This is a genomic window from Nocardia transvalensis NBRC 15921 (assembly GCF_000308875.1).
In the GTDB taxonomy this organism is placed as follows: Bacteria; Actinomycetota; Actinomycetes; order Mycobacteriales; family Mycobacteriaceae; genus Nocardia; species Nocardia transvalensis.
Genome location: NZ_BAGL01000050.1, coordinates 1 through 24,681 on the forward strand (window position 1 = coordinate 1; position 24,681 = coordinate 24,681).

The 24,681-nt window shown below is 69.8% G+C and carries 23 protein-coding genes; 8 read left to right on the forward strand and 15 right to left on the reverse strand.

Features of this window, described 5'->3' with window-relative positions; translation table 11 throughout:
• Positions 1–77: 77 nt before the first annotated feature.
• From ON41_RS14625 to ON41_RS14640, 4 genes are all read left to right on the forward strand, one after another.
• Positions 78–1,811 carry an LCP family protein gene (locus tag ON41_RS14625; RefSeq protein ID WP_083905368.1) on the forward strand — a complete coding sequence of 578 codons (1,734 nt, stop codon included), beginning with the start codon at positions 78–80 and terminating at the stop codon, positions 1,809–1,811.
• A 28-nt stretch (positions 1,812–1,839) separates the two neighbouring features.
• Complete coding sequence (lexA, locus tag ON41_RS14630; RefSeq protein WP_040748176.1) at positions 1,840–2,493, forward strand: transcriptional repressor LexA; 654 nt, start codon at positions 1,840–1,842, stop codon at positions 2,491–2,493.
• A 29-nt stretch (positions 2,494–2,522) separates the two neighbouring features.
• Positions 2,523–3,353, forward strand: coding sequence for a helix-turn-helix domain-containing protein (locus ON41_RS14635; protein ID WP_040748177.1), 831 nt, complete (start codon positions 2,523–2,525; stop codon positions 3,351–3,353).
• A gap of 124 nt (positions 3,354–3,477) precedes the next feature.
• Positions 3,478–4,425 carry a helix-turn-helix transcriptional regulator gene (locus tag ON41_RS14640; RefSeq protein ID WP_174411326.1) on the forward strand — a complete coding sequence of 316 codons (948 nt, stop codon included), beginning with the start codon at positions 3,478–3,480 and terminating at the stop codon, positions 4,423–4,425.
• 6 nt (positions 4,426–4,431) lie between these two features.
• Here ON41_RS14640 and ON41_RS14645 read toward each other — a convergent pair whose 3' ends face one another.
• Positions 4,432–5,253 (reverse strand): SigB/SigF/SigG family RNA polymerase sigma factor, encoded by an 822-nt coding sequence (locus ON41_RS14645; RefSeq protein ID WP_246461626.1) that lies wholly within the window; start codon positions 5,251–5,253, stop codon positions 4,432–4,434.
• A 199-nt stretch (positions 5,254–5,452) separates the two neighbouring features.
• Here ON41_RS14645 and ON41_RS14650 point away from each other — a divergent pair, with 199 nt between their 5' ends.
• Together ON41_RS14650 and ON41_RS14655 are read left to right on the forward strand one after the other, a co-directional pair.
• Positions 5,453–6,472, forward strand: coding sequence for an alpha/beta hydrolase (locus ON41_RS14650; protein ID WP_051161497.1), 1,020 nt, complete (start codon positions 5,453–5,455; stop codon positions 6,470–6,472).
• 151 nt (positions 6,473–6,623) lie between these two features.
• Complete coding sequence (locus ON41_RS14655) at positions 6,624–7,724, forward strand: alpha/beta hydrolase (RefSeq protein WP_083905360.1); 1,101 nt, start codon at positions 6,624–6,626, stop codon at positions 7,722–7,724.
• Between the two features lie 72 nt (positions 7,725–7,796).
• Here ON41_RS14655 and ON41_RS14660 read toward each other — a convergent pair whose 3' ends face one another.
• The 4 genes from ON41_RS14660 to ON41_RS14675 all read right to left on the reverse strand — a co-directional run bounded on the left by ON41_RS14660 (position 7,797) and on the right by ON41_RS14675 (position 11,735).
• Entirely contained in the window at positions 7,797–9,137 is a 1,341-nt protein-coding gene (locus tag ON41_RS14660; protein WP_040748178.1) for a family 1 glycosylhydrolase, read from the reverse strand.
• A 67-nt stretch (positions 9,138–9,204) separates the two neighbouring features.
• The gene (locus ON41_RS14665; RefSeq protein WP_040748263.1) at positions 9,205–10,080 is read right to left on the reverse strand and encodes a bile acid:sodium symporter family protein; all 876 of its coding nucleotides are present in this window, start codon (positions 10,078–10,080) and stop codon (positions 9,205–9,207) included.
• A 112-nt stretch (positions 10,081–10,192) separates the two neighbouring features.
• Positions 10,193–10,801, reverse strand: a complete 609-nt coding sequence (locus tag ON41_RS14670; protein WP_040748179.1) for a TetR/AcrR family transcriptional regulator — start codon at positions 10,799–10,801, stop codon at positions 10,193–10,195.
• 13 nt (positions 10,802–10,814) lie between these two features.
• Entirely contained in the window at positions 10,815–11,735 is a 921-nt protein-coding gene (locus ON41_RS14675; RefSeq protein ID WP_040748180.1) for a helix-turn-helix transcriptional regulator, read from the reverse strand.
• Positions 11,736–12,043: 308 nt separating this feature from the next.
• Here ON41_RS14675 and ON41_RS14680 point away from each other — a divergent pair, with 308 nt between their 5' ends.
• On the forward strand, positions 12,044–13,408 hold the full coding sequence (locus tag ON41_RS14680) for a DUF2252 domain-containing protein (RefSeq protein ID WP_040748181.1): 1,365 nt from the start codon (positions 12,044–12,046) through the stop codon (positions 13,406–13,408).
• A gap of 88 nt (positions 13,409–13,496) precedes the next feature.
• The gene (locus ON41_RS14685; protein WP_040748182.1) at positions 13,497–14,966 is read left to right on the forward strand and encodes a glyceraldehyde-3-phosphate dehydrogenase; all 1,470 of its coding nucleotides are present in this window, start codon (positions 13,497–13,499) and stop codon (positions 14,964–14,966) included.
• On the opposite strand, the gene ON41_RS14690 is transcribed toward ON41_RS14685, so the two are convergent.
• The 10 genes from ON41_RS14690 to ON41_RS14735 all read right to left on the reverse strand — a co-directional run bounded on the left by ON41_RS14690 (position 14,935) and on the right by ON41_RS14735 (position 24,681).
• Complete coding sequence (locus ON41_RS14690; protein ID WP_157185469.1) at positions 14,935–15,573, reverse strand: hypothetical protein; 639 nt, start codon at positions 15,571–15,573, stop codon at positions 14,935–14,937. The two genes, ON41_RS14685 and ON41_RS14690, sit on opposite strands and share 32 nt — an antisense overlap.
• Positions 15,570–16,043 (reverse strand): hypothetical protein, encoded by a 474-nt coding sequence (locus tag ON41_RS39010; RefSeq protein ID WP_051161499.1) that lies wholly within the window; start codon positions 16,041–16,043, stop codon positions 15,570–15,572. The genes ON41_RS14690 and ON41_RS39010 overlap by 4 nt, the downstream gene beginning before the upstream one ends.
• 6 nt (positions 16,044–16,049) lie before the next feature.
• Positions 16,050–16,775, reverse strand: a complete 726-nt coding sequence (locus ON41_RS14700; protein WP_040748184.1) for a WXG100 family type VII secretion target — start codon at positions 16,773–16,775, stop codon at positions 16,050–16,052.
• Positions 16,772–17,092 carry a type VII secretion target gene (locus ON41_RS14705; protein WP_040748185.1) on the reverse strand — a complete coding sequence of 107 codons (321 nt, stop codon included), beginning with the start codon at positions 17,090–17,092 and terminating at the stop codon, positions 16,772–16,774. Before ON41_RS14705 ends, ON41_RS14700 begins: the two co-directional genes overlap by 4 nt.
• A 164-nt stretch (positions 17,093–17,256) precedes the next feature.
• Positions 17,257–18,267, reverse strand: a complete 1,011-nt coding sequence (locus tag ON41_RS14710) for a UbiA prenyltransferase family protein (protein WP_040748186.1) — start codon at positions 18,265–18,267, stop codon at positions 17,257–17,259.
• Between the two features lie 9 nt (positions 18,268–18,276).
• The gene (locus ON41_RS14715) at positions 18,277–19,104 is read right to left on the reverse strand and encodes an SDR family NAD(P)-dependent oxidoreductase (protein WP_051161500.1); all 828 of its coding nucleotides are present in this window, start codon (positions 19,102–19,104) and stop codon (positions 18,277–18,279) included.
• 70 nt (positions 19,105–19,174) lie between these two features.
• Positions 19,175–20,125 (reverse strand): DUF1702 family protein, encoded by a 951-nt coding sequence (locus ON41_RS14720; protein WP_051161502.1) that lies wholly within the window; start codon positions 20,123–20,125, stop codon positions 19,175–19,177.
• Positions 20,126–20,171: 46 nt separating this feature from the next.
• Complete coding sequence (locus tag ON41_RS14725; protein WP_051161503.1) at positions 20,172–21,320, reverse strand: RnfABCDGE type electron transport complex subunit D; 1,149 nt, start codon at positions 21,318–21,320, stop codon at positions 20,172–20,174.
• Positions 21,317–23,320 carry an ASPIC/UnbV domain-containing protein gene (locus ON41_RS14730; protein ID WP_040748187.1) on the reverse strand — a complete coding sequence of 668 codons (2,004 nt, stop codon included), beginning with the start codon at positions 23,318–23,320 and terminating at the stop codon, positions 21,317–21,319. Before ON41_RS14730 ends, ON41_RS14725 begins: the two co-directional genes overlap by 4 nt.
• Complete coding sequence (locus tag ON41_RS14735) at positions 23,317–24,681, reverse strand: aminotransferase class I/II-fold pyridoxal phosphate-dependent enzyme (protein ID WP_040748188.1); 1,365 nt, start codon at positions 24,679–24,681, stop codon at positions 23,317–23,319. The genes ON41_RS14730 and ON41_RS14735 overlap by 4 nt, the downstream gene beginning before the upstream one ends.

Sequence of the window (24,681 nt, forward strand, 5' to 3'; positions counted from 1 at the left end):
AGAACCGCGAGACGCCCGCGGGCGCCTCGCGCGCGGAGCCGCCCCGCCGCGGCTCCGGCACCGGTTCCACCCGGAAGGTGTCGCGCGGCAGCCACGCCGAGGCCCCCGGCGACGACCCGGCAACCACCGGCCGCCGCACCCGCGTCGCCGCCGCGGCGGCGGGCGCGGGCCACCGCAAGCGCGCGGACTCCGCCGCCCTCGCCGACAGCCCGACCGAGCAGTACGCGCCGGCGACCGCGAACCGCAGTGCCCGCCGCGCCCGGCAACGCCCCAGTAAGGCGCAGCGGGCCGCGCGCGTCGGCGGCCGGCTTCTCGCCGCGGCGACCGCCGTGATCGTCGTGTCCGGCACCGGATTCGCCTACTACACCGAGCGCAGCGTCGACCAGGGCTTCACCCGGTCGGGCGTGATCAGCGCCGAGGATGCCGCCGCCCTCGACGGTGATATGAACATCCTGCTGATCGGCCTGGACACCCGCAAGGACCAGAACGGCAACGATCTGCCCAAGGACATCCTCAACGAACTGCACGCCGGCGACGGCAGCGAGGGCGGCTACAACGCGAATTCGCTGATCCTCGTGCACATTCCGAAGGATCTGAAGAAGATCACCGCCTTCTCCATCCCGCGCGACGACTACGTCGCCGTCAGCGGCATCCCCGGCTACGACCACGCCAAGATCAAGGAGGCGTACGGCCTGAAGAAGGCCTACACCGAGCAGAAACTGGAGAACCAGGGCGTCAAGGACAAGATCGAACTCGAGCACAAGGGCCGTGAGGCGGGCCGCGAATCCATCGTGCAGACGGTCAAACAGCTCACCGGCGTGCCGATCAACCGGTTCTCCGAGGTCTCCCTGGTCGGGTTCTACCACCTCGCCGACATCCTCGGCGGCGTCGACGTCTGCCTGAACCACCCCGTCAACGACGAGTACTACTCCGGGGCGGTGTTCCCCGCCGGGCCGCAGCACCTCGACGCCGCCAACGCCCTGTCGTTCGTGCGCCAGCGGCACGAACTCGAGAACGGCGACCTCGACCGCACGCATCGCCAGCAGGCGTTCCTCACCTCGGTGGCCAAGCAGCTCAAGGACTCCGGCACCCTCACCAACCCGGGCAAGCTCCAGCAGCTGATCAACGCCGCCCAGCAGGACATCGTGCTGTCGGAGGGCTGGAGCCTGCTGGACTTCGCCCAGACCATGGGCCGGGCCGGCTCGATCCCGATCGAATTCCAGACCCTGCCGGTGAAGTCCTACCAGCTCGTGAACGAGCAGGAAGTCAACATCGTCGACCCCGCCCTCATCAAGAAGACGGTCCGCGCCGCCTTCGGCGTCCAGGCCCCGCAGCCCGCCGAACCCAAGACCACCCCCACCAGCACCGTCGACGTCGTCAACTCCGGCGGCCAGACCGGTATGGCGGGCAAGATCTCGACGGCGCTGGCGGACAAGGGATTTCCGAAGGGCGAGATCGGCAACGCCGGCTACGGCGACGGCTCCAGCTCGGTGGTCTACTACGGCGCCGGCGCGGACGTCGACGCGGCCCAGGCCGCCGATATGCTCGGCGGCCTGCCCACCGCGCCGTCGAAGAACGTCCAGTCCGGGCACGTGAAGATCGTCGTCGGCAGCGATTTCACCATGCCCGAGGAACTCGCCTCCGGCAGTTCGTCCGCCGGCGCCGGCGCCACCACCGGCGGCTACGGCTCGTCGGCCACCTCGGGCGCCACCGGCTCCGGCGCCACGAGCCTCGCCTCCGGCGACCCCTCGCCCGACTCGGGCAAACCCGTCACCACGAGTATCGGCTCGGAAATCCCCTGCGTGAACTGACCTCCGGCCACCCTTCTACGATTCCCCGGTGACCGGATACGACGAGTTCGAGCACCTCGACACCTCGACCCTGCCGCCCCGGCAGCAGCGGATCCTCGCGACCATCCGCGACTGGGTGGTGCGCCACGGCTACCCGCCCAGCACCCGCGAGATCGGCGACGCGGTCGGGCTGCGGTCGGCCTCCACCGTGTCCAGACACCTGAAAGCCCTGGAGGACAGGGGATTCCTGCGCCGCAGCGACAGCATGTCGCGGCCGATCGACGTGCGGCTGTTCCTGCAGGCGCCGCCCGCGCGCGACCGCGACGAGGAATCGGTGGCCGTGCCGGTGGTCGGCGACATCGCCGCGGGCACACCGATCCTCGCCGAGGAGCACACCGACGACGTCCTCACCCTCTCGCGCCAGCTCGTCGGGCGCGGCACCGTCTTCGGGCTGCGGGTGCGCGGCGACTCGATGGTCGACGCCGCCATCTGCGACGGCGACATCGTGGTCGTGCGCCGCCAGCAGGAGGCGCACACCGGCGACATCGTCGCCGCCATGATCGACGAGGAGGCGACGGTGAAGGTGTACCGCCGCCGCAACGGCCACGTGTACCTCGAACCGCGCAACCCCGCCTACGACGTCATCGACGGCGACCGCGCGGTCGTCCTCGGCAAGGTCGTCTCGGTCATGCGCCGCGTCTGACCCGCCCGCGCGGACCGTACGATGGCGACATGCGTTCCGCCGGGACCGTCCGTGCCGCCACGGACGTCTGGGATATCGCGGTACCCGCCCCGGCGGACCGCCTCGCCGGGGTGAGCATGGCCGGATTCCGCGGCCGCGACGGCGCTCTCGTCGACATCCGGGTCGTGCCGTACCCCGCGCTCACGGTGTTCCTCGACTTCGGCGACGGGCAGCTCGTCGACGACACCGGCGGCACCGACATTCGCGGCGGCATCGTCTCCGGCCTCACCCCGGGCGGGCTGCGCGGGCGCGGCCGCCGGATCGACTGCCTCCAGGTGCGGTTGTCGCCGCTGCTCGCGCACACCGTGCTCGGCGCCGCCGATTTCGGGACCGCGACCGTGCCGCTCGGCGACCTCTGGGGCCGCGACGCCGACCGCACCCACGAACGCCTGCACGCGGCCCGCTCCTGGGACGACCGGTTCGCGATCGCCGCGGACGCGCTCGCCCGCCGGTCCGCAACCGGCCGGGCCGTCGATCCCGAGGTCGCCTTCGCGTGGCGGCGAATCGTGCACAGCCACGGGCGGATCCGGGTGGAACGGCTGGCCGACGAGGCCGGCTGGAGCCGCAAACGGCTGTGGTCGCGGTTCCGGGCACAACTCGGCGTCACCCCCAAACGCGCCGCCGGCCTGGTCCGCTTCGACCACGCCGCGCATCGCCTCGCCGCCGGCGCGAACCCCGCCGCCGTCGCGGCCGAGAGCGGCTATACCGACCAGTCCCATCTGCATCGCGACGTCAGGGCCTTCGCCGGTGTGACACCCACCGCCGTCGCGGCCGCGCCGTGGCTGGCCGTCGACGACGTCGCCTGGCCCGCCCCGCGTTAACAGGGCTACCCGCTACCCGGGTCCGGAATGGGTATCCAGGCAAGAGGCGGCGTTCCGGTGCACACGAACGATGTCGTTTGTCGTGACCCGGGTGCGGATCGGATCGCGAGAGGAGCGACTCGGGATGGCGATGGAATTCGACAGTGGCAGCCTGGCGGACACCGAGCAGTTCTTGAACCGGAACTACACCACGATGCAGATCGGCAACGCCGCCGAAGCGCCCGTCCACAGCCACATCACCCGCGACGTGCTCGGCACGGTCAGCCTCGACCGGCTCAAGCTCGGATTCGACATGTCCTACGACGCCGACCCGCTGGGCAAGATCTGCCTGTGCGGCGTGGAATCCGGCTCGGTCGAGGAAAACTACCTCGACGGCGGCACCGACACCTTCCACCCCGGCGAGATCGGCATCCTGACCCCGCCCGACCTGCCCTACTCCGGCATCATCCACCGCGCCCGCTACACCATCACGATGTTCGACCCGGCGGAGCTGACCCGCGTGGCCGCACCCGAGGACCCGGACGCCGACCCGGTCACCCTGATCGGGCACCGGCCGGTGTCGGCGGCGGCGGGGCAGCGGCTCATCACCATCATCGGCCACGTCCGGCGGATGGCGGCCGGCTACGACGGCGACGCGCCACCGCTGGTGGCGGCCACCGCGACCCAATACCTGGCGGCCAGCGTGCTGGCGGCGTTCCCCAACACCGCGGCCGCCGAAGAGGCCACCGGCGACGGTGACGACGCCCACCCCGACACCGTGCGCCGCGCGATCGCCTATATGGAATCGCATGTGCGGCAAGACATTTCGGTGGGGGAGATCGCGGCGGCGGCCTACGTCACCGTCCGCGCCCTGCAACTGGCCTTCCGCCGCCACCTCGACACGACACCGATGGCGTACCTGCGGCGCATGCGGTTGCGCGGCGCGCACGAGCAGCTCGGCGCCGGCAGCCCGGACACCGGCGCCACCGTCACCGGCATCGCCGGCGAGTGGGGCTTCGGCCATCCCGGCCGGTTCGCTGCGCTGTACCGGCAGCACTACGGGCAGGCCCCGGGCGTCACCCTCGACACCTGAGCCGGTTCAGGCGGCCTCGGGCGTCTCCGCCAGCGCCTGTTCGCGCAAGGTGGCCAGGACGCGCTTGAGGATGCGGTGGATCTGCATCTGGGACACCCCGAACTGCTGTCCGATATCGGCCTGGCTGCGGCCCTCGAAGAAGCGCTCGATGAGGATCTCCCGGTCGCGTCCGGGCAGGGCGGCGATGAGCGGCCGGACCGTCATCGCCTCCTCCAGCAGCCCGTACGCGGGCTCCGGATCACCGAGGAATTCCGTGAGCGGGGTGTCGTCGCCCCCGGACTCGGCCGGGACGTCCAGCGATTCGGTGCGATAGCAGCCCGAGGCGACCAGCGCCTGCGTGACGTCCTCGCGGTCGGCGTCGAGGGCCGCGGCCAGATCGTCGGCGGTCGGCATGCGATCGAGGCGCTGCGCGAGATCCGGCGTGATCGCGCCGATGCGCACCCGCAGATCCTTCAGCGCGCGCGGGACGCGCAGCGCCCAGCCCTGATCGCGGAAATGGCGGCGGACCTCGCCCATGATGGTCGGCACGGCGAACGACAGGAACGTCGAGCCGTGCGCCGGATCGAAGCGGTTGACCGCTCCCATCAGGCCCAGCCGCGCCACCTGCAGCAGGTCGTCGTAGTCCAGGCCGCGGCCGGAGAACCGGCGCGCGATGTGCTCGGCCAGCGGCAGGCTACGCAGGATGATGTCCTCGCGCAGCCGGTCGTGGCGGGGATCGCCGGGATCGAGGTCCGCGAGTTCGGCGAACAGCGGTTCCAGGCCGTCGTAGCTGTCGCGGCCACGACGGGAACGCTGCGCTGTCGAGGGGATGACAGTGTTCATGTTCATGACCGCGCTTCTTTCGCTGTCGGAACGGTCGGTAGTCGGGCGCATATGGGAGGGCTACCCGGGTTCGGCGGCCACCTCGGGCCGGTAAGCGAACGGTTCGAGCCACTTTGCGCGGGCCCGGGGAACATTTGTCCAAGACGCCTCCCGCACGGCCCGGCGATGCTGGCGGGCGTAGCCACGCCGTGGCCGAGGAGGAACGATGAACGACGACACCGGACGCGCGCCCCTGCGCCTGCGGCTGCTCAGCGCCCTGCGGAAGGAGCCCGACTGGTCGGCCCTGACGGACCGGGAACTGGCCGCCTTCCGGGATTCGGCCAACCGCACGGCCGCCTCCCGCGCCGCGCGCGTCATCACCGGGATCCCGGACCGCGGCGCGCGGATCCGCTGGCAGCGGATCGCGCTGCCCGGCCGGGACCTGCCGGTCCGGGTGTACCGGCCGACCGGCAGGCGCGCGGGCGGCGGCGCGTTACCCCTCGTCGTCCACGTCCACGGCGGCGGATTCGTGGGCACGGCCGCCCAATGCGACTGGGCCAACAGCCATCTCGCGGCCCGGCTGCCCGCGGTCGTCGTCTCCGTCGAACACCGCCTGCTCGCCGCCGGGACACCGATATCGGCGGTCGTCGACGACGGCTGGGACGTGCTGCGCCACCTCGTCGACCACGCCGCGGACTGGGGGATCGACCCTGGGCGCGCCGCGGTCGCCGGGGAGAGCACCGGGGGACTGGTCGCCGCGCTGGCCGCGCGGCGCGCCCGCGACGCCGGCCTGCCGTTGCGGGCCCAGGTCCTGGTCAACCCCGCCACCGACCTGACCGAGTCGATGTACGACTACCCGTCGGTGACCGAACACGCCGACAGCCCGACTCTCACCGTCGCCAAACTGCGGCTGTTCGTCCGGCTGGCGGTCCCGCCCGGCACCGACCGCGCCGCGATGTCACCCCTGCACGCCGGCGATCTCGGCGGCCTGGCTCCCGCCCTGGTCGTGGTCCCGACCGTGGATCCGGTGGCCGACCACGGCCGCCGCTACGCCGAACGGCTCCGCGCCGCCGGCACCCCCGCGCGACTCGTCGAATATCCGGGCGCGACACACGCCTTCCTCGCCACCCCGGGCGTCGTGCCGCAGGCCAAGGCCGCCCGCGCCGACATCGCCGCCTTCCTGCGCACACACCTCGGCACGACCCCGCACCCGTCGCCGAGCGCCGCCGAGGCAGGGGAGCGATGACCACCGCCGAAGCGGTCAGCTGCTGAGGGCCAGGAGGGGCGTTGCCGGCAACTTGCTCCGCGACGCACTCTGCCGCCTACCCCTATTCGACGCACCGTCGTAGCTGGTCGCCAATCGGTAACCGCTGAACTACAGTCGGTCGCGACGGGAAATGCCCGAGGCGGTCGAGTCGGCTACGGAGGCGCACGTGGCGGTAGGACATCGGATCGGAACAGCCATTGCCGCACTGATTTTCGCGGCACTGTCGACAACGGTGACGGCGGGCCCCGCGGCCGCCGACGGCGGCGACCCCGTCATCACCTCGGGCAGCCTGCTCGGCGACCCGCGGGCCGGCGACGGCTCCTACATCGAACGGGCCACGGTCAAGGACGACCGCAACATCCGCCTCTACGTCCACTCGGCGGCCATGGACGCCACCTTCCCCGTCGACGTGCAGCGCCCCGCCGACGCCTCCGTGCCGCGGCCGGTGCTGTACCTGCTCAACGGCGCCGGCGGCGGCGTGGACAGCGCCACCTGGGACAAGCGGGCGCCGGACGCGCTGCGGTTCCTCGCCGACAAGGACGTCAACGTCGTCCAGGTCATCGGCGGCGCGTGGAGCTACTACACCGACTGGCGCGCACCCGATCCGGTGCTGGGCGTGAACAAGTGGAAGACGTTCTTCACCGAGGAACTCCCGCCGCTGATCGACGGCTCGCTCGGCACCAACGGGCTCAACGCCATCGCGGGCCTGTCCACCTCCGGCACCTCCGTCCTGCAACTGCCCATCGCCAAACCCGGCCTGTACCGGTCGGCGGCGGCCTACAGCGGCTGCGCCCAGATCTCCGACCCCACCGGTTACACCTTCGTGAACCTCGCCACCGGCCTCTGGGGCGGCGGCAACACCGAGAACATGTACGGGCCGCAGAACGATCCGATGTGGGCCGAGAACGACCCCTACGTGCACGCCGACCAGCTGCGCGGGGTGAACCTGTTCGTGTCCAGCGGATCCGGGCTGCCCGGGCAGTGGGACGGCCTCGACGGCCCCTACACCCTGCCCGGCATCGGCGGCCAGATCAACCAGGTCACCATCGGCGGCGTCATCGAGGCCGCGGTCAACTACTGCAGCCACAACCTGCGGGCCAAACTCGACTCCCTCGGCATCCCCGCCACCTACGACTTCCCGCCCACCGGCACCCACTCCTGGGGCTACTGGCACGACGCCCTGATCGCGTCCTGGCCCGTCCTGGCCGCGGGCCTCGAACTCCCCGCCTGAACGAGGATCCGCCGAGCCATACACGCAGCCACCCGGCCCCGCTCGGACCGGGTGGCGCTGCGTGTACGGGAATCAGGAACCGGTGGTATCCGGGTCGACCGTGACCGGCTCGTCGCAGCTGGCCGGGGGATCGACCTGTGAGCACTCCACCGGCGGGCGGCTGGGGCGATAGGTGGCCGGGTTACCGCCCGAGCGGGCGAGCGTGGCGTAGACCTCCACGGCGTCGGTCGGATGCCGGGTCAGCGACGGGTCACCCAGCACATCGACCGTGTAGAGGCCGAAACGCGGTGCGTAGCTGCCCCATTCGTAGTTGTCGGTGAGGCTCCAGTAGTTGTAGCCCACGACGTTCATGCCGTCGGCCTTCGCCCGCTGCAGCCAGTACACGGTGTCGCGCAGGTGATCGGCGCGGCTGTACCCGTCCGGGCGCGGCCTGCCGTTGTCGGTCGGCATCCCGCTCTCCACCACGTACAGCCGTTTGCCGGGGAAGAGCCGGGAGTAGTGGCGCAGGGCGTAATAGATGCCCTCCGTTTGCAGGGGCAGCTCCCACATCTGCGGAGCGCCCGCGGAGGTGCCCGTCTGCGAGGCGTGGTCGTCGGGCCCGAAGTAGTAGTCCACGCCCACGAAGTCGAGCTTGTCGGCCACCAGATCGACGAACGGCTGATTGACCTCGGTCTCGCTGCCCGGCACGTACCCGAGATTGCTGGTCACCTCCGCGCCGGGCTGATTGCGGTGGATGGTGTCGTAGATGTCGTTGTGCGCCTGGGCCAGCCGCTCCCGCATCATCGGCTCCTCGCCGGGACCGAGGGCGCCGATACGCAGCTCGGTGCTGATGTAGGCGGCCGGCTCGTTGATCGTCACCCAGATCGGTGTGCGAGAGGCGAAGCGGTTCACCACTTTTCGCGCGTTGTTCAGCCAGTCCTGGACCATCTGCGGCTCGCGCCAGCCGCGCCCGTTCCCCGCCCACGCCGGATACACCCAGTGATCGAGGGTGATCATCGGCCGCATCCCGTGCGCGATGATCGCGTCGACCATCCGGTCGTACACCGCGAACGCCCCCTCGTCCCAGCCCTCCGGCGTCGGCTGCACGCGAGCCCACTCGACGCTCATCCGGAACACCTTCACCCCGAGGCGCGCGGCATGCTCGATATCGTCGGTGTAGAAGTCCAGGAACCGGCCCGAGTCGCGGTACTCGTCCACGGCGCCGGAGTCGATGTAGCGGGTCCAATTACTGTCCGGCGCATGGCCTTCGGACTGGAAACCCGACGCCGCGACACCCCACAGGAAGTCGTCACCCAGTGGCGGCAGCCCGCCCGATTGCGCGGCGGGCGCGGCCCATGCCGTCCCCGGCACGAGGAGGGCCGCCACGGTGGCGGCACACGCCGCCCAGGCGTGGCGGCGGTTCTGCGATCGCATTCGAGCAATCGTAGCTGGACGATTGCTGAATTCCCCGGTGGCGGCCGGTGTGTCGCGCGGGCGGCGATCAGGCCGGGACGCTCACCGCCCGGGCGCGGGCCCGCCGCGCGAACAGGCCCGCGGCGACGGCGGCGGGAATGTTCATCAGCACCCCGTACACCGCCGCCGGTACCGCCATCGCGGAATCGTGCAGCACCGACGTCGCCACCGCGATGGCCAGCGCCCCGTTGTGTATCCCGATCTCCATCGCCGCCGCGACCGCCTGATCGGCCTCGATCCCGAACAGCCGCGCCGCGAAATAGCCCACCAGCAGCCCGATCGTGGCCAGCAGCAGGCACACCGCCGCCAGCGCCCCGACGTTCTCGGTGAGCGTGTCGACATCGCGCGCCACCGCCGCGACCACCACCAGCGCCAGCACCACCACCGACAGCACCTTCACCGCGCCGCGCCGCCGCCGTGACCACTCCGGGAACCGGTGATGCACCCCCATGCCCAGCGCGACCGGAATCAGCACGATCGCGAACACCTGCGCGAACTTGTCCGGCCGCAGCCCGATCCCGGCGTCCCCGTCCAGGAACAGCGCATACGACAACCCCACCACCAGCGGCAGCGTGAACACGGCCAGCACCGAATTGACCGCGGTCAGGGTGATGTTGAGCGCCACGTTACCGCCCGCCACATGGCTGAACAGATTGGCCGACGGCCCGCCCGGCGACGCCGCCAGCAGCAGCATCCCCGCCGCCACCGCGCCGTGCAGCCCGAACGCGTAGATCAGCCCCAGGCAGATCGCCGGCAGCAGCGCCATCTGGCACACCAGCGCCACCGCCGCCGCCTTCGGATAACGCAGCACCCGCGCGAAATCGTCCACGGTCAGGGTCAGTCCGAGCCCGAACATCACCAAGGCCAGGGCCAGCGGCAGGAATACCGCGAACAACGAACCCACTGCGAACTCCTCGTCTGCGCGCACGCCGCCCGTGCGGCACGGCCCCCGACACTATCGAGTCACGCCCGCCGCCGACCACGGCAAACCCTCACCGGTGGTGAAGATCTCGCACTCAGGAGGCCGGAGCCGCCGACACCCGGACGATGAGATCGTCGATATAGGCGCGGAACAGCGCTGCCATGTCAACATGCTCGGGATCGAGCAACCACTGCAGCTGCAGGCCGTCCATCATCGCCGACACCTGGCGTGCGACCGCCGCGGTGTCGAGCCCCGCGGCGATCGTGCCGTCGGCGATACCGCCGTCGAGCGCGCGCGACAACCACGCCTGCAGCCCGCGATACCGGCCGACCGCCCACGCGTGCGCCGGATGGCCCACGGTGACCGCCTCGCCGCTGACCACCGTGAACAACCGCACCAGCCCCGGCACGTGGACGTTGTGCTCGACCAGGCGCGCCAGCCGGTCCAGGGCGGCCGGGCCGCGCAGCGTCTCGTCGAAGCCGAGCCGTTCGCGATCGACGCGATCGCGATGCTCGAGGACGGCCGCCAGCAGTGCGGCCTTGGTGGGGAAGTGGTGCAGCAGACCGGGCTGCGACAGGCCGCAGCCTGCGGCGATCTCGGCGATCGACGCCCCGCGGAAACCGTTGTCGGCGAACATCTTCAGCGCGACATCGAGAATCCGCTCCCGGCGGGCCGCGCCCCGCGGGCGGCCGTCGCTGGACATGCGGCGGAGCCTATCACGGCGCCGCCACGCCGCCGACCGAGCGGTCGGTCCGTACGGTGCGGGCGGCGGGACGCAGTTCGCTCGGCGGCCTGCCGTGGTGGCGGCGGAAGGCGGTGCTGAAGGCGAACGGGTTGCGGTAGCCCACCTTCCGGGCGACCCCGGCGACGGTCTCGCCGCGGGCCAGCAGATCCGCGGCCAGCGTCATGCGCCGGCCGGTCAGATACGACAGCGGGGATTCGCCGAACAGCGCGGTGAAACGGCGGTAGAGCGTGGCACGCGAGACCGAGGCGTGCGCGGCGAGCGAATCGGCCGTCCACGGATGCCCCGGACTGGAATGGATCGCGTGCAGGATGCGGGCGACGATCGGATCCCGCAGCGCCGCATGCCATCCCGGCGAATCCGGCTCCGCGCCGGCCAGCCACGCGCGCAGGGTGTGCGCCAGCAGCAGATCCAGCAGCCGGTCGCGGACGGCCTGACGGCTCGGGCCGAGGTCGATCTCCTCGTCCAGCAGCGCCAGCGCCGCCGGGGACGTCCCGGATTCCGCGGTGACACAGACGTATTCGGGTAGCGCGTCGAGCAGGCGGCGGCCCGCGATATCGATACTGCCGTAGGTGCCCGCGATGATCACCGCCCGGCCGCCGTGCCCCGCCGCCGGCGCCCGCAGCGCCGCGCAGTGCTCGCCCGCCTCGACGCGCACCTGCGGGCGATCGCCGAGGACGTGCGGGCGCGGGCCGCGCACCAGGGCGATATCCCCGGCGGCGAGGTCGGCGGCGTACTCGTCGCGGCTGAGCCGGGCGTGGCCGTGCAGCACCGCGTACAGCGTCAGCGGCGCCGCCCGATCGGCCAGCCACGACCAGGGCGCCTGCCGGTCGGCACGCCACAGCAGCGAGCCCTGCGCGCGGATCCCCTGGAGCATCTCGGCGAGCACGTCCACTCCTACGACGCTACCGAGTGCCGTGAACCGATCACGAAGGTTCGCGAACGCGTGTGTTCGGGCCGACCGGTGTGTACGCGGAGGACACGCGGGTGGATCGGGCCGGACCCCGATCCGGCATAGGGGCCTTGGCGAATGTCTCGGGGTCGTCTGCGCGTCGATGCCGTGACCGGGGCTTCCGCACGGCTTCGTCTCCGCTTCCGCCCTGCTGTTCGCCCGCCTCCCGGTCACCGTGGGCAGCGGTGCCCGCCCGCACCGCACCCGGCGGGGTTCTTGCTGTTCAGCGCCTACGGCGAGAAACTTGCAGCATGGCCAATCCGACGGTGGTCGCGACCCAGGGGGATTCCACGGCGGCGGGCAAGGCCGCGCGCAAACGACTGACCCGGACCGACGCCGGGACCTGGAAACCGGGCGCCGGGCGGGCGGACCCCGTCGCGATCCTGGAACGGCAGGCGCTGACCAGGCTGCCGTTCCTGGTGCCGATCCGGTACGCGCGAATGATGCAGTCGCCGTTCGCGTTCCTGCGCGGCGCGCCCGCGATCATGGCCGCCGACCTGGCCCAGGGCGAGAACACCGGGCTGCGCGTGCAACTGTGCGGCGACGCCCACATCGCCAACTTCGGGCTCTACGCCTCGCCCGAACGCAACCTCGTCTTCGACGTGAACGACTTCGACGAGACCCTGCCCGGCCCCTTCGAATGGGACGTCAAACGGCTGTGCGCCAGCGCCGCGGTCGCCGCCCGCGACGGCGGCTGCACCGACGAACAGGCCGTGGGCGCCGTCCGCGCCGCCGCCACCGCCTACCGCGAGACCATGCACCGCCTCGCGGAACTCGACAGCCTGACCGTCTGGTACCAGAGCGCCGCCGCCGAGGACTACATGCGGCTGATCGAGAAGCCCAAACAGCGCCGCAAGGTCGAGAAGACCGCCAACAGCGCCCGCCGCCGCACGAGCCTGCAGGCACTGGACAAGCTGACCGAACCCGACGCGCACGGCATCCCGCGGATCAAGAACCAGCCGCCGCTGCTCGTGCCGATCGAAACGATGGACCGGCGGCTGCTGGAAGCCACCTTCGCCGACTACCGCGAAAGCCTGCCCGACGAGCGCCGCACCCTCATCGACCGCTACGAGATCGTCGACTTCGCCCTCAAGGTCGTCGGCGTCGGCAGCGTCGGCACCCGCTGCTTCGTGCTGCTGCTGCAGGACCGCGAAACCGCGAGCCCGCTGTTCCTCCAGGTGAAACAGGCCGAATGCTCGGTCCTCGCCGACCACCTCGCCCCCAGCGACTACCGCCACCAGGGGCAGCGCGTGGTCGTCGGGCAGCGGCTCATGCAGTCGGCCAGCGACATCTTCCTCGGCTGGTCCACCGGCCCCGCGGACAACTGGTTCTACATCCGCCAGCTGCGGGACATGAAGGGCTCGGCCGACATCGCCTCCATGTCCGCCGCGGAACTGGCCGTCTACGCCGCCCTCTGCGGCACGGTGCTGGCCCGCGCCCACGCCCGCTCGGGTGACCGCGTCGCCATCGCCGGCTACCTCGGCGGCAGCGACGTCTTCGACACCGCCATGGCCGATTTCGCCCTCTCCTACGCCGACCAGACCCTGACCGACCAGCAGGCGTTGCGCGAGGCCATCGACTCCGGGCGCGTGGAATGCGCCGCGGAACCCTACTGAACCTCACAACGGGGTGGCCGCGGCCGGTGAAACCGGCGGTCCTGGTTAGCATCGGTCCTACCTATCGAGGACACCCCGAGGACTTGCGTTGACTGACGAACTCGACCGCTGGAACGCTCACGAGGCTTCGGCCGAGGCGATGATCCCGATCATCGGCCGGCTGTACCGCGGGAAGGGGGTGACCATCCTGCTGCACAGCCGGTCGCTGGTGAACAAATCGGTGATCAGCATCCTGCGTACCCACCGCTTCGCCCGCCAGATCGAGGGCGAGGAGCTGTCGGTCGAGGAGACCCTGCCGTTCCTCGAGGCTCTCGCCGCCCTGGATCTGGGCCCGTGCAAGATCGACCTCGGCCGGCTGGTCACGGCCTACCGCACCGATACGCGCGAGCTGTCGATCCCCGAGTTCACCGCGGCGGTGCTCGCGGAGGTCACCGGCGGCAACAAGGCCGAGCACGGCCCCCGCGACGTGGTCCTCTACGGATTCGGGCGCATCGGACGCCTGGTCGCCCGCCTGCTCATCGAGAAGGCCGGCTCCGGCAACGGGCTGAACCTGCGCGCGGTCGTCGTGCGCAAGGGCGGCGAGGGCGATCTCGCCAAGCGGGCCTCGCTGCTGCGCCGCGATTCGGTGCACGGCAAATTCGACGGCACGATCAAGGTCGACGCCGAGAACGACACCATCGTCGCCAACGGCAACGTCATCAGGTTCGTCTACAGCGACGACCCGTCGGCGATCGACTACACCGACTACGGCATCCGCGACGCGATCCTCGTCGACAACACCGGGAAATGGCGTGACCGGCAAGGGCTTTCGCAGCACCTGCGGCCCGGCATCGCGAAGGTCGTGCTCACCGCGCCCGGTAAGGGTGACCTGCCGAATATCGTGCACGGCGTCAACCACCGCGCGCTGGACCTCTCGGAGCGGATCTACACGTGCGCGTCCTGCACCACCAACGCGATCGTGCCGCCGCTCAAGGCGATGGACGACGAATTCGGCATCGTCCGCGGCCACGTGGAGACCGTCCACTCGTTCACCAACGACCAGAACCTGCTGGACAACTACCACAAGGCCGACCGCCGCGGCCGCTCCGCGCCGTTCAACCTCGTCCTCACCGAAACCGGCGCCGCCTCCGCGGTCGCCAAGGCCATGCCGGACTTCGAGGCCAAGATCACCGGCAACTCGATCCGCGTCCCCACCCCCGACGTCTCCGTCGCGATCCTCAACCTGCACCTGAAGCGCGAGACCACCCGCGAGGAAGTGCTCGACTACCTGCGCCGCGTCTCACTGGCCGGCCCGCTGAGCCGCAACCTCGACTACACCGCCGCCACCGACGTCGTCTCCAGCGACTTCATCGGCTCCCGAGCCGCCTCGATCGTCGACGCCAACGCCACCATCGTCGACGCCGACACCGCCATCCTCTACCTCTGGTACGACAACGAATTCGGCTACTCCTGCCAGGTAGTCCGCACAGTCCAGTACATCTCCGGCATCGAATACCCCACCTACCCCCAGCTGGACACCGCAGACCTCACCCCCGAGATTCCCGTCCCCGCGGGGTAGTCAGTGCGGCAACGAAGTTCGCGTGGGCGCGAAGTCGCACGCCGGTCAGGTCCACGATGGGCATGATGCGGACGATCGTCGTGGAACGGATGTAGGCCAGCATCGCGGCGAGCAGCCCGAACGGAATCCAGCCGGGAAAGATCAACAGCACCAGCACGGTCGGGCGAAAACCCAGCTGACTTGCGGCGAACACGAGATACAGCGCGACCAGGCCCAGAGCGATGAAAGCGTGCCCGATCCACCGATACGCCGAGGAAACCCGAAGGCACCGTGGACAAACCGGCCACTCGCCCTCGACCACGCCCTTTATCAGTTCCGTCTGCACCGGCGCACCGGTCGCCACCCGCCGGGGCATTCCCGATATCAGCGTTCCCAACTGGTTCGCCGCCGTGACCTGCACCCAGCCCCTACGCGCCCGGGCGAACCGAATATCCTTGGCGCGCTTCCCGGCAGCGGGCCGACCGTGCGCGGCACACACATCCGGTAGCGATTCGGTGAGTTGCAGGACGAAGCCGTCCGCTGCGGCCGACGAAGCGTCCTCGAAGTCGGAGCGAAGCCGGGCGTGAAGTACGACGGTCCCTTCCTGCGCCGCGTCCTCCTCCGTCACCGCAACCACCCTTGCTGACGACGCTGCTGGAAGTACAGGTCGTCGTCGTCCGGCTCGTCGGGAACGAAGATCTGCTCACGATTCGGTGCACGGGTGCCCGGAAGAACGCGCGGGGCTGTCGATTTCGCCGGCCCGGGGGGCGGCGGCGTCGCGGGCGGTTCGGCCGGAGGGTTCCGTAACCGTTCGAGTTCCGCGTCGCCTCGGGCAGCGAGCCGTTCTCGTTCCTCCTCCGGCATCGACAGATCCCGATCGATGATATTCCGGGGTATCCGGTCGACGACCTGAGCGAACGATTCGGAGTTTCCGAAGGCACGCATACTTGTGCGGCCCGCGAGGACATCGTCGATCTGCCTGCGCAGGTCCGGGTCCGTGGCCGCCGACTTGATCGCTTCGAACGACCTGCGCAGATGCCGTGAGGCGCCCTGATCGCCGTGTGCGATGTCGAAAAGGGGTTCGGGTGGTTGTGACATCACCGATCACACTCCGAGGTTGTCGTAGGCCGCATTCGGCAGCGGCGGAAGTTTGTCCGGCGCAGTCTGGTTGGACAACCCGTACAGTTCGCCGATTACGCCGTAGACGACTTTGAAGGTCACTGTCACCCAGTTGACGACCTGGTCGATCTTTATGATGATGCGTGCGATGCAGGCAGCGGAAACCGCTGCCTGCGCGGCTGCAGCGGGGGCTCCCACCAGGCTCGATGCCAGGATTGCTTCAGCCGCCCACGACGCGGCCAAGAATATGATCTCGTCGGCGACGTCTTGCAGCAGGTCGGCCACAAGTCGTGCCCGTTCCCGCATCAAGGTCGCGGTATTGCTCAGTTTCCGTTCGATCTCCTCCAGCGAGCGCACCTGAAAATCGACGGAACGAGCGAGCTGGTTGAAATAGGTTTCCGCTGCGGTCGCCGCCTTGCCCTGCCAGGACTGTTCGACCGTGTTCTGCCAGTCCGTGCGCAGGGCCTCCGCGTAGGCGGCGTTGAAGCGACCGAGATTACCCGCTGCTCCTCCGGCCTTCTCGACCGCCTCCCAGTCGCCCTCCATGTGCTGTGCGGCCCAGCCGAACGGATCGAATCCGGCGAGACTCTTGGCGATTTCGGCGATGTAATAGGCCGGCGATGCGAAGTTCCCGCCGAGAACGAACGGGCCGAGGAACGGCATCGGATCCTCGGCAGACGGGTCTTGCAGCGCCTCGTCCGGGCGGCTCATTTGGTCGTCGTCGGGTAGGCGGCATCCAACTTCCGGGCCGACTCGGTTTCGGTGGTCCGGTACATCTGCGCGGAGGCGGTCAGCTCCGCGGAGGAATTCTGGGCGAGAGATTGCAGGTGGTTGTAGTTGGCTACCACGTTCTCGCGAATCTGGTCGACAACTTTTTTGACCTCGCCGTAGATACGCATCTCCGCGTCAGCGAGATCCATCCATTTCGTGGCATGGCCGGATGCGGTGGCGGCCTGCCCGGCCAAGTCGAGCAGAGAACCTGCCAGCTTGTCCAGGTCGTCGGGGACGACTCGGAAATCTTCTGTCATAGGGTTCCCCCGCTTCCTGATCCAGCCCGCTGCCCGAACCGAGCCCTTCTCTGGTTGGACGCAGTTCGCCATCCTATGGTTCCACACGGGAAACGCCGGGGATCGGACCCCCGCTCGCTGAAATCGGCGGGACTCGGCCGGAACGGGCTGCTACCGAACGGATCTCAGCGGGCGGCGAACATGGCGGCTGCGGGGAAGACCGTGACCCAGCCCATGAGGGCGACCATGATGACGAATTGTTTGGCGCGGGGGCGGACTACCGTCATGGCCTCCTCGAGAGGCTTGCCCCGGACGCCGAGCAGGGTGGTGCCGAGGTAGTACATGACCAGCAGCCAGACGAGGGCGTAGGGGACGAGGGTCCAGGTCCAGCCCGCCACCGCGACGGTGCCGGCGGTGACCAGGGCGGCGCCGACGGTGACGCGGGTCATGGACTCGGCGAACGACAAGGGCAGGCCCAGGGCCAGGACCGAGGTGTTGATGCCGTGCTCGGCGTCCTCGGGGACGTCCTCGGCGGTGTTGACCGAGAAGATCCCCGTGAGGGTCAGGCCCATGCCGAGCACCGCCAGCAGCGCCGGGATCTCGATCGGCCGGTCGTACAGGCGCAGCACCACGAGGCCGGGGAAGACCATGCACGCGATATAGGTCCACGGGATCTGCCAGAACCCGCCCGACTTGAAATGCCACGGCGGCAGCGAATATTGGAGCAGCAGGAAGGTGCCCAGCGGGACGAGCGCCAACAGGTCCCAGTGCCGCGTCGCCACGGCGAGGTAGACCCCGCCGAGGAGAATGAACGCGGTGGTCAGATAGATCTGCCACGCGACGAACCGCACCCCCAGATCGCGGGTCATGCGCGCGAACTTGGACTTGTACTCCATATCCACCCAGCGGTCGGCCAGGCAGTTGGCCACATGCAGCAGCTGGATGGCCGCGGCCAGGATCAGCGACGCCACCAGCATCGGGACGTTCCAGATCTCGCGGCCCGAATGCGCGCTGAACAGCACGTCCGCGACCATGACCGAACTGGACATGGGCGCGATCTCGGGCCGGGTCAGCCACAGCGCGTAGTTGAACTTGGTGCGCAGCGGGAGCGGCCGGCGGCCCTGCTCACCGGGACCCGCGGTGAAGATCCGGTGCAGCTGCGCGCGCAGCGCGGTGTCGCCCTGCGTGGTGACCATGGGCAAATCCTATCCGTCGCTTCGTGATTCGGGCGCTGCGGCGGCGCCGCGCCGGGCGCGGGAAATGCTGTACCGCAGGAACGGCCGCATGAAATCCTCGGGCAGATTGGCCCACCGCATGAGGAACGTGGTCAGCGGATCCATCGTGATGTGGCGGCGGCCCCGCTCGAGCCCGCGCACCGCGGCCACGCCCACCTTCTCCGCCGGTATCGGCGTGATCGATCCGGTGATGGCCTTCGTCTCCGCCGGTTTGCGCAGATTCTCCCGCACCAGCCCGGGGGTGTCGGTATCGGCGGGGTACAGCACCGACACCCGCACCCCGGCCGGTTCGGTCTCGTAGCGCAGGCACAGCGCCAGCTGCCGGATACTCGCCTTGGTCGGCGCGTACGCCGAGTACCCCGGAATGCCCATGAACGCCGAGGTCGAACTCAGCAACAGCACCTGCCCCGCACCGCGTTTCATCATGCCCGGCAGCACGCAGCGCACGGCATTGACCGCGCCGAGATAGTTGGCGTCGCTCTGGATCTCGAACTCGTCGTCGAGATCGGCGAACAACCCCGGCAGCGTGAGACCCGCACAGCAGGCGAGCACCGCGCACTCGCCGTTGCGGGCCTCCAGCCGCTCGATCGCGGCGGCCAGCGCCCCCCGATCGGTGACATCCGCGGCCTCGTGGTCGCCGCCGATCCGATCCGCGGTGTCCCGCAACGGTTCCGGACGCCGCGCGATGATCGACACCCGCGCGCCGCGCGCGGCGAACGCGGCGGCCACGGCGGCCCCGATCCCCTCGGAGCCGCCGGTGACGACGACATGCCGACCGTCCCAATGCTTCCCGCTCATGCTGTACCTCTCTCGGCAGGAGCGGGGGCCTGCGTGGTGATGCTGCGCTGCCGCCTCCGGCCCTGACCGCTCATGCCGGTACGGCCAGCGCGCCGAGATGATCGCGCCACGCCTGGTAGCCCGCCGCGGTGCCGTCCTGCGGGATGTCGTCGAAGGCCTTGTCGATCAGCGCGGCGGCCTCGTCGATCGTGCGCCCGGTGTAGATGCGCACCGCGTCGTGCGTATGCGGGATGGCGCTGTCGGCCTGCTGCCGGATCTTGGCCACCATGGCCGATCCGGCCGCCAGCGGCTCCCGGAACTGCGGCACACGGGCCAGGATCGCCTCCAGATCCGCCGCCTCGACCCCGCCCGCGAACGTCGTCGCGATGCCGATGCCGCTCCACAGATCCGCGTGCCGCTCGGGCGCGAACTCCTCGATCAGTTTCGCCACCCCCTCCGGCGAACCGCCGCTGACGAACCACAGCGCCCGCCCGATGCCCTGGTCCGCGGCGCGGCGCAGCGGTTCCTTGGCGCCCATCCAGCCGGGATACCGGTTGTCGACGTAGTGCCGCCCGATGTACTTCTCGGTGCGGAAGAACGCGTTGTAGAAGCCGTACCCGTCGATCGCCAGCCAGCGGTAGGTGGGGTGTTTCGGGAGCACCTTGCGCCAGAACGGCCGCGGGATCCGGCCCAGCGCCAGCCCTACCCCGACATACATGGTGAGGTCGTGCTTGGCGGCGGGCCCCGCGATCAGGTCGTGCGCGCGGCGACCGAACGGCGTGATCGAGTCGACCGCCGCCAGGCCCGTCGCCGCGCCCTCGAACGCGAAGCCCCGGTACTGCTCGGGCAGCCCCTCGATGTGCGCGATCAGCTCGTCGTTGTTCTTGCTGCGGACGGCGAAGTCGATACTCGTCGCCAGATGCGTGGCGACGCGCTCCAATTCGGCCTTCGTCGCCGGGCTCGGCGGCTGGAATCCGGGCCTGCCCAGCGGGGGCACGTCGGCGCCGGTGCCCAGCAGCACCGACCGTATCGGTCCGATCATCGATGGCATGGGATCCTCGATTCTGTTGCGGCGGAACGAGATCGGGTCAGGACGTCGCCGCCGCGGGCTCGCGCGGGGCGGGTTCGGCGGCGGGCGTCGCCGCAGCCGCGGCGGGCTTGCGGGTGGCGAGCCATTCGCGGATATTGCGCGACCACCAGAAGAGGCCGCGGCTGGCGCACACGATCACCAGCGCGAAGAACAGCCCGAACGACACGTTCAGCGCCATCAGCACGCCGTACATGAGACCCACCGACGCGCCGAAGATGATCTGATCGCGCTTGGCGAACGGCGAGGTCGCCGGGTCGGTGATCATGTAGTTGGTGTAGAGCACGAACGCGATACCCGTGATCGGCAGCAGCGCCGCGATGATCGAGATGTCCGGGTCCAGCGCCCCGCGCACCACGGCCTGCAGCACGAACGCGCCCAGCCACGCCGCGATGAGCGGCGTCTTCTTGGTGAGCTTGGCGTTCAGCATGGTGCCCGCCCCCAGCAGACCCATCACCAGCAGCGCGTCCGCCGCGCCCTGCACGTTCTCCACGAAGTGGTACGGGCCCACCACGGCGATTCCCGGGAACACCAGCAGCGCCACCACGATCCCGAAATTCGACGGGTTCATGAAGTGCCGCACCTTGCCGTTGATCTTCGCCCGCAGCACCCACTTGGTGCCGACGGCGACGGTGATGCCGAACATGATCGGCAGCCACTGGTCGGCGGCGTACATCAGGAAGTTGAACGCGACGCCGGTGATGTGCGCGGGCATCAGGAAGACGAACAGGCCGCGGAAACCGTTGCCGCGGTAGCCCGCCGGCCGCTGGTAGGCCCATGCGGCGAGGGTCTCCAGCAGCATCTCGACCACGTACGCGGTGAGCGCCGCCAGGATCGGCCACAGCCAGGGCTGCTCGAAGCCGAGCCACAGGAAGCCGACGACGTTGAAGAACGTCAGCGAGGCCGCGAAGTTGCGCAGCGCCAGATAGCGCGGATCGCGCCCTTCCTTGTTGACGCCCAGCCACTTCCGCCGCCACGCCTGGAAACCGGTCGGCGGGTCGGCGGGCGGTTCGGACGCCGACCCGTTCGCGGCGGGATCGGCGGCGAGGGCGGTCTGACCGTTGGATTCGGCCTTGCCGTTGGCGTCGGCGTGACCGTTCGATTCGGGATGGCCGTTGGATTCCGGATGGCCGTTGCCTTGGACACTCACTGGTGCACCTCCCGGGCATCGGTGTCGAGGACGAGGGTGTGGCTGCCCGGCCGCAGTTGCAGCTGCTGGGTGTGCGTGGCGCCGCGGTTGTCGCGCCAGCTCAGCTGCACCGGGAGCGGTGTGGCGGGATCGACGTCGCCGAGCCCGAGATGGATGTCGGTGGCACGCTTGCCGGCATGCCCGCTGCCGCCGTCGAGCTGCGCGATGTGCGGGGTGCCGTCGGGCGTGGTCACGCTGACCTGAGCGCCCACCGCGGGGGAGCCGAGGACCGGCTTACCCGCGAGCGTGGTGTCCCCGGCCGCCGCGTTCGTCGGCGGGGTGAACAGTTGCAGGCCGAGATAGCCGCCGGTATTCGGCGAATCGTTGTGGTAGTAGACCGGCGTGTCCCACTGGCGGGCCACCGCGAAACTGAGCTTACCGGTGCCGCTGGGATCGCCGACCGCGATGCCGCGGGTGGGGACGGCCGCGAAGACGTCCAGCGCGGGGGAGATGTTGGCGTACTTGCCGTCCCCGTTCTGGGCGAAGAACGCCATCCGGTTGTTCCCGGCCAGATCGCCGTGCTGGGTGAAATTCGGCCAGGCCCACGGATACCGGCTCAGCAGGTCGTTCATCGTGGCCAGCTCCTGCACCTGCGGCCAGCGGGTGGTGTCACCCTTGAACATGCCGTTGGACTGCACGATCTGCGGATGCCCGCTGTTGTCGAAGTCCGCGATCTTGGTGTCCCAGCACCAGCCGCTCCACGCCAGGCCCTTCTCCACGGCCCGGTTGTCGAACGGTGCTACGCCCGCGTTCAGCTGCGCCGCCGCGTCCTCGGTGTTCTTCGCGGTGTTGTAGAAGGCCAGGTTGCCCTCGACGATGCCCCACCGCTGCGCGATATTGCTGACGAACATGTCCGGCAGGCCGTTACCGCTGAGATCGCCGAAGTCCACGCCCATGCCCTTGAACGAATCATGCCCCAGGACGAAGGATTTCGGATCGGTCGGCCCGCGCTGCCCCTCGGCCAGCCCGAACTTGACATGTCCCGGCGTGGACTTGTTCACGAACAGCCGGTCCGGGCCCATATCGTTGGCGACATACAGTTCCGGCAGCTGGTCGCCGGTCAGATCCTGCGGCGCGGAGGCGATGGTCCAGCCGTTCTTCGCCGCCTCGGGGAAGGCGTCGAACACCTCGCGGAAGTCCGCGGTCGGCTCGGCCCCGCCCGTACTGTGCTGGAGCGAGAGTAGATGCGCGCCACCGGCATTGGTGGCCTTGGAGAACGACTCGTTCAGCGTCAGGCTGTGCTCGCCGTCCTTGCCGATGAAGTCGGTGTCGGGGAAATAGTTGCCGACGAAGACGTCGAGATTGCCGTCGCCGTCGAAGTCGGCCACCGAGGACGCCAGGGTGAACCAGCGCGCGCCCTGATAGCTGCCGTCCGGTGTTGCGGGCGGCTGCACCGTCTCCACCGGCTTGAACGCCGCGTTGTCGAGCTTCTTCGCGCCGGCGCGGGGCAGGAACACGATCGGCGTGCGGCCACCGTAGTAGACCATCAGGCCGATCCGCCCGGAATGGTCGAAATCGCCGGGGATGCAGCCGGTGGGCGCCATCTTGTCGTCGGTCGGCAGCGGCGCCGGATCCAGGACGAACGGCGCGTAGCGGCTGGTGTCGCTGTCCGGGGCGGGCGTGACGATCACCGAATCCGACCGCGAATCGACCAGGCACAGATCGTCGGACTTGCCGTTGCCGTCGATATCGTTGATCGCCACCGCCGAGTTCACCGACGACATCCAGGCGACCACATGCTCGTACCGGGGTTCGATGGCGCGGATCTTGCGCTCGGGCAGCCCGGGCGGCAGCGCGATCGGCATCTCGGTGAATTTGAACCGGCTCGCCAGCGGCCCGTTCGCGTCCTTCTCCACCGGCGCCACCATCGTGGAGTGGGCGGGGACGAACAGGGCGACCATCATGCCCAGCGATGCCAACGGCACCAGCGCTTTTCGCAGGAGATTGGGTGGCTGCTTCACGACTGTCGCCCCTCTTCGGTGGTGTATCCGTCGAGCACCTGTCGCACGGTGTCCAACGCGTGGTCGAGCTGTTGTTCGGTGTGGCGGCAGTTGACGAAGAACCGCAGCCGCGCCTCCCCGGCGGGCACCACCGGGTGGCCGATGGCATTGGCCATCACATCGCGTTCCAGCAGATCCATCGACGCGCGGACCGCGGGCTCGTCGGCGCCGGTGATGATCGGGGTGATGGGCGTGCCCTGCCCGTGGCCGGTGTCGAAGCCCAGCTCACCGGCCCGCCGGAAGAAGTATTCGGAGTTGTGCCGCAGCGCCGCGACACGGTCGGGTTCGTCGTGCAGCACCGCGAGCCCCTCCAGCGCCGCGGCGGCGGCCGAGGGGGCGGGCGAGGCGGTGTACATGCTCAGGCCCGAGGCCGAGTATTTGAAGCCGTCGACCAGCTCCCGGTTGGCGGCCAGATAGCCGCCGACGCTGCCCAGCGCCTTGGACAGGGTGCCCATCCAGACGTCCACCGCGTCGCCGGGCAGGTCGAAATGTTCCCGCACGCCCAGGCCGCGCTCGCCGAGGACGCCGAACGAATGCGCCTCGTCGATCATGATCGAGCAGTCGTATTTGCGTGCCACCTCGATGATCTCGGGCAGCCGCACGATATCGCCGTCCATGCTGTAGACGCCCTCGATGAGCACCATCGCCCGCTCGAAGCTGCGCCGCGACATCGACAGGATCGCCTCGAGCGATTCGGGATCGTTGTGCCGGAACGTGACTCGCTTGCATCCGGCCCATTCGGTGCCCTGGATGATGCTGTTGTGGATCAGCGCGTCGCACACCGCGAGATCGCGCTTGCCGAGCAGGAAGCCGACGGCGGCGGCGTTGGTGAGGAATCCGCTCGAGGTGACGATCGCGGCGTCGGTGTCGTAGGTTCGCGCGATCTCCGCCTCCAGCTCCCCGTACAGCGGCAGTTCACCGGCGACCAGCCGCACCGCGGCCGCGGAGGTGCCGTAGCGGCCGATGGCCTCCGCGGCGGCGGCGTGCACCCGCGGTTCCGCCGCCAGGTCCAGATAGCCGAAACTGCTGAAGTTCAGCATGTCCCGGCCCGCGAACCGGGTCACCGCGCCGCTCACGCCCTCGTGCGGCAGGTAGTACGGATTGATCACCCCGGCCCCGCGCGCCCAGGTGTCGAACCGCGCCCACTTCTCGGTGGCCTCGACGACACCGGGGTGGTCGCGGAAATCGGTCCGCAGTGTGGGTCTCGCGGCCGCCGGGGATTCGGCGGTCGCGGCGAGCGTGGTGGCGGCGGGTGAGCCGTTGCCCTCCGGATCGTGTTTGGACATCAGGGAGCGCGCCAGTGCGCGCGCATCGGTCGTCAT

Coding starts and splice junctions, on each gene's coding strand:
- ON41_RS14700 (WP_040748184.1), bottom strand. CDS start 16,775: ATGAGCCGCCCGGACGAGGCGCTGCAAGACCCGTCTGCCGAGGATCCG.
- ON41_RS14735 (WP_040748188.1), bottom strand. CDS start 24,681: ATGACGACCGATGCGCGCGCACTGGCGCGCTCCCTGATGTCCAAACAC.
- ON41_RS14710 (WP_040748186.1), bottom strand. CDS start 18,267: ATGGTCACCACGCAGGGCGACACCGCGCTGCGCGCGCAGCTGCACCGG.
- ON41_RS14650 (WP_051161497.1), top strand. CDS start 5,453: ATGAACGACGACACCGGACGCGCGCCCCTGCGCCTGCGGCTGCTCAGC.
- ON41_RS14645 (WP_246461626.1), bottom strand. CDS start 5,253: ATGAACATGAACACTGTCATCCCCTCGACAGCGCAGCGTTCCCGTCGT.
- ON41_RS14680 (WP_040748181.1), top strand. CDS start 12,044: ATGGCCAATCCGACGGTGGTCGCGACCCAGGGGGATTCCACGGCGGCG.
- ON41_RS14715 (WP_051161500.1), bottom strand. CDS start 19,104: ATGAGCGGGAAGCATTGGGACGGTCGGCATGTCGTCGTCACCGGCGGC.
- ON41_RS14660 (WP_040748178.1), bottom strand. CDS start 9,137: ATGCGATCGCAGAACCGCCGCCACGCCTGGGCGGCGTGTGCCGCCACC.
- ON41_RS14655 (WP_083905360.1), top strand. CDS start 6,624: ATGCCCGAGGCGGTCGAGTCGGCTACGGAGGCGCACGTGGCGGTAGGA.
- ON41_RS14670 (WP_040748179.1), bottom strand. CDS start 10,801: ATGTCCAGCGACGGCCGCCCGCGGGGCGCGGCCCGCCGGGAGCGGATT.
- ON41_RS14640 (WP_174411326.1), top strand. CDS start 3,478: ATGGCGATGGAATTCGACAGTGGCAGCCTGGCGGACACCGAGCAGTTC.
- ON41_RS39010 (WP_051161499.1), bottom strand. CDS start 16,043: ATGTCACAACCACCCGAACCCCTTTTCGACATCGCACACGGCGATCAG.
- ON41_RS14720 (WP_051161502.1), bottom strand. CDS start 20,125: ATGATCGGACCGATACGGTCGGTGCTGCTGGGCACCGGCGCCGACGTG.
- ON41_RS14635 (WP_040748177.1), top strand. CDS start 2,523: ATGCGTTCCGCCGGGACCGTCCGTGCCGCCACGGACGTCTGGGATATC.
- ON41_RS14705 (WP_040748185.1), bottom strand. CDS start 17,092: ATGACAGAAGATTTCCGAGTCGTCCCCGACGACCTGGACAAGCTGGCA.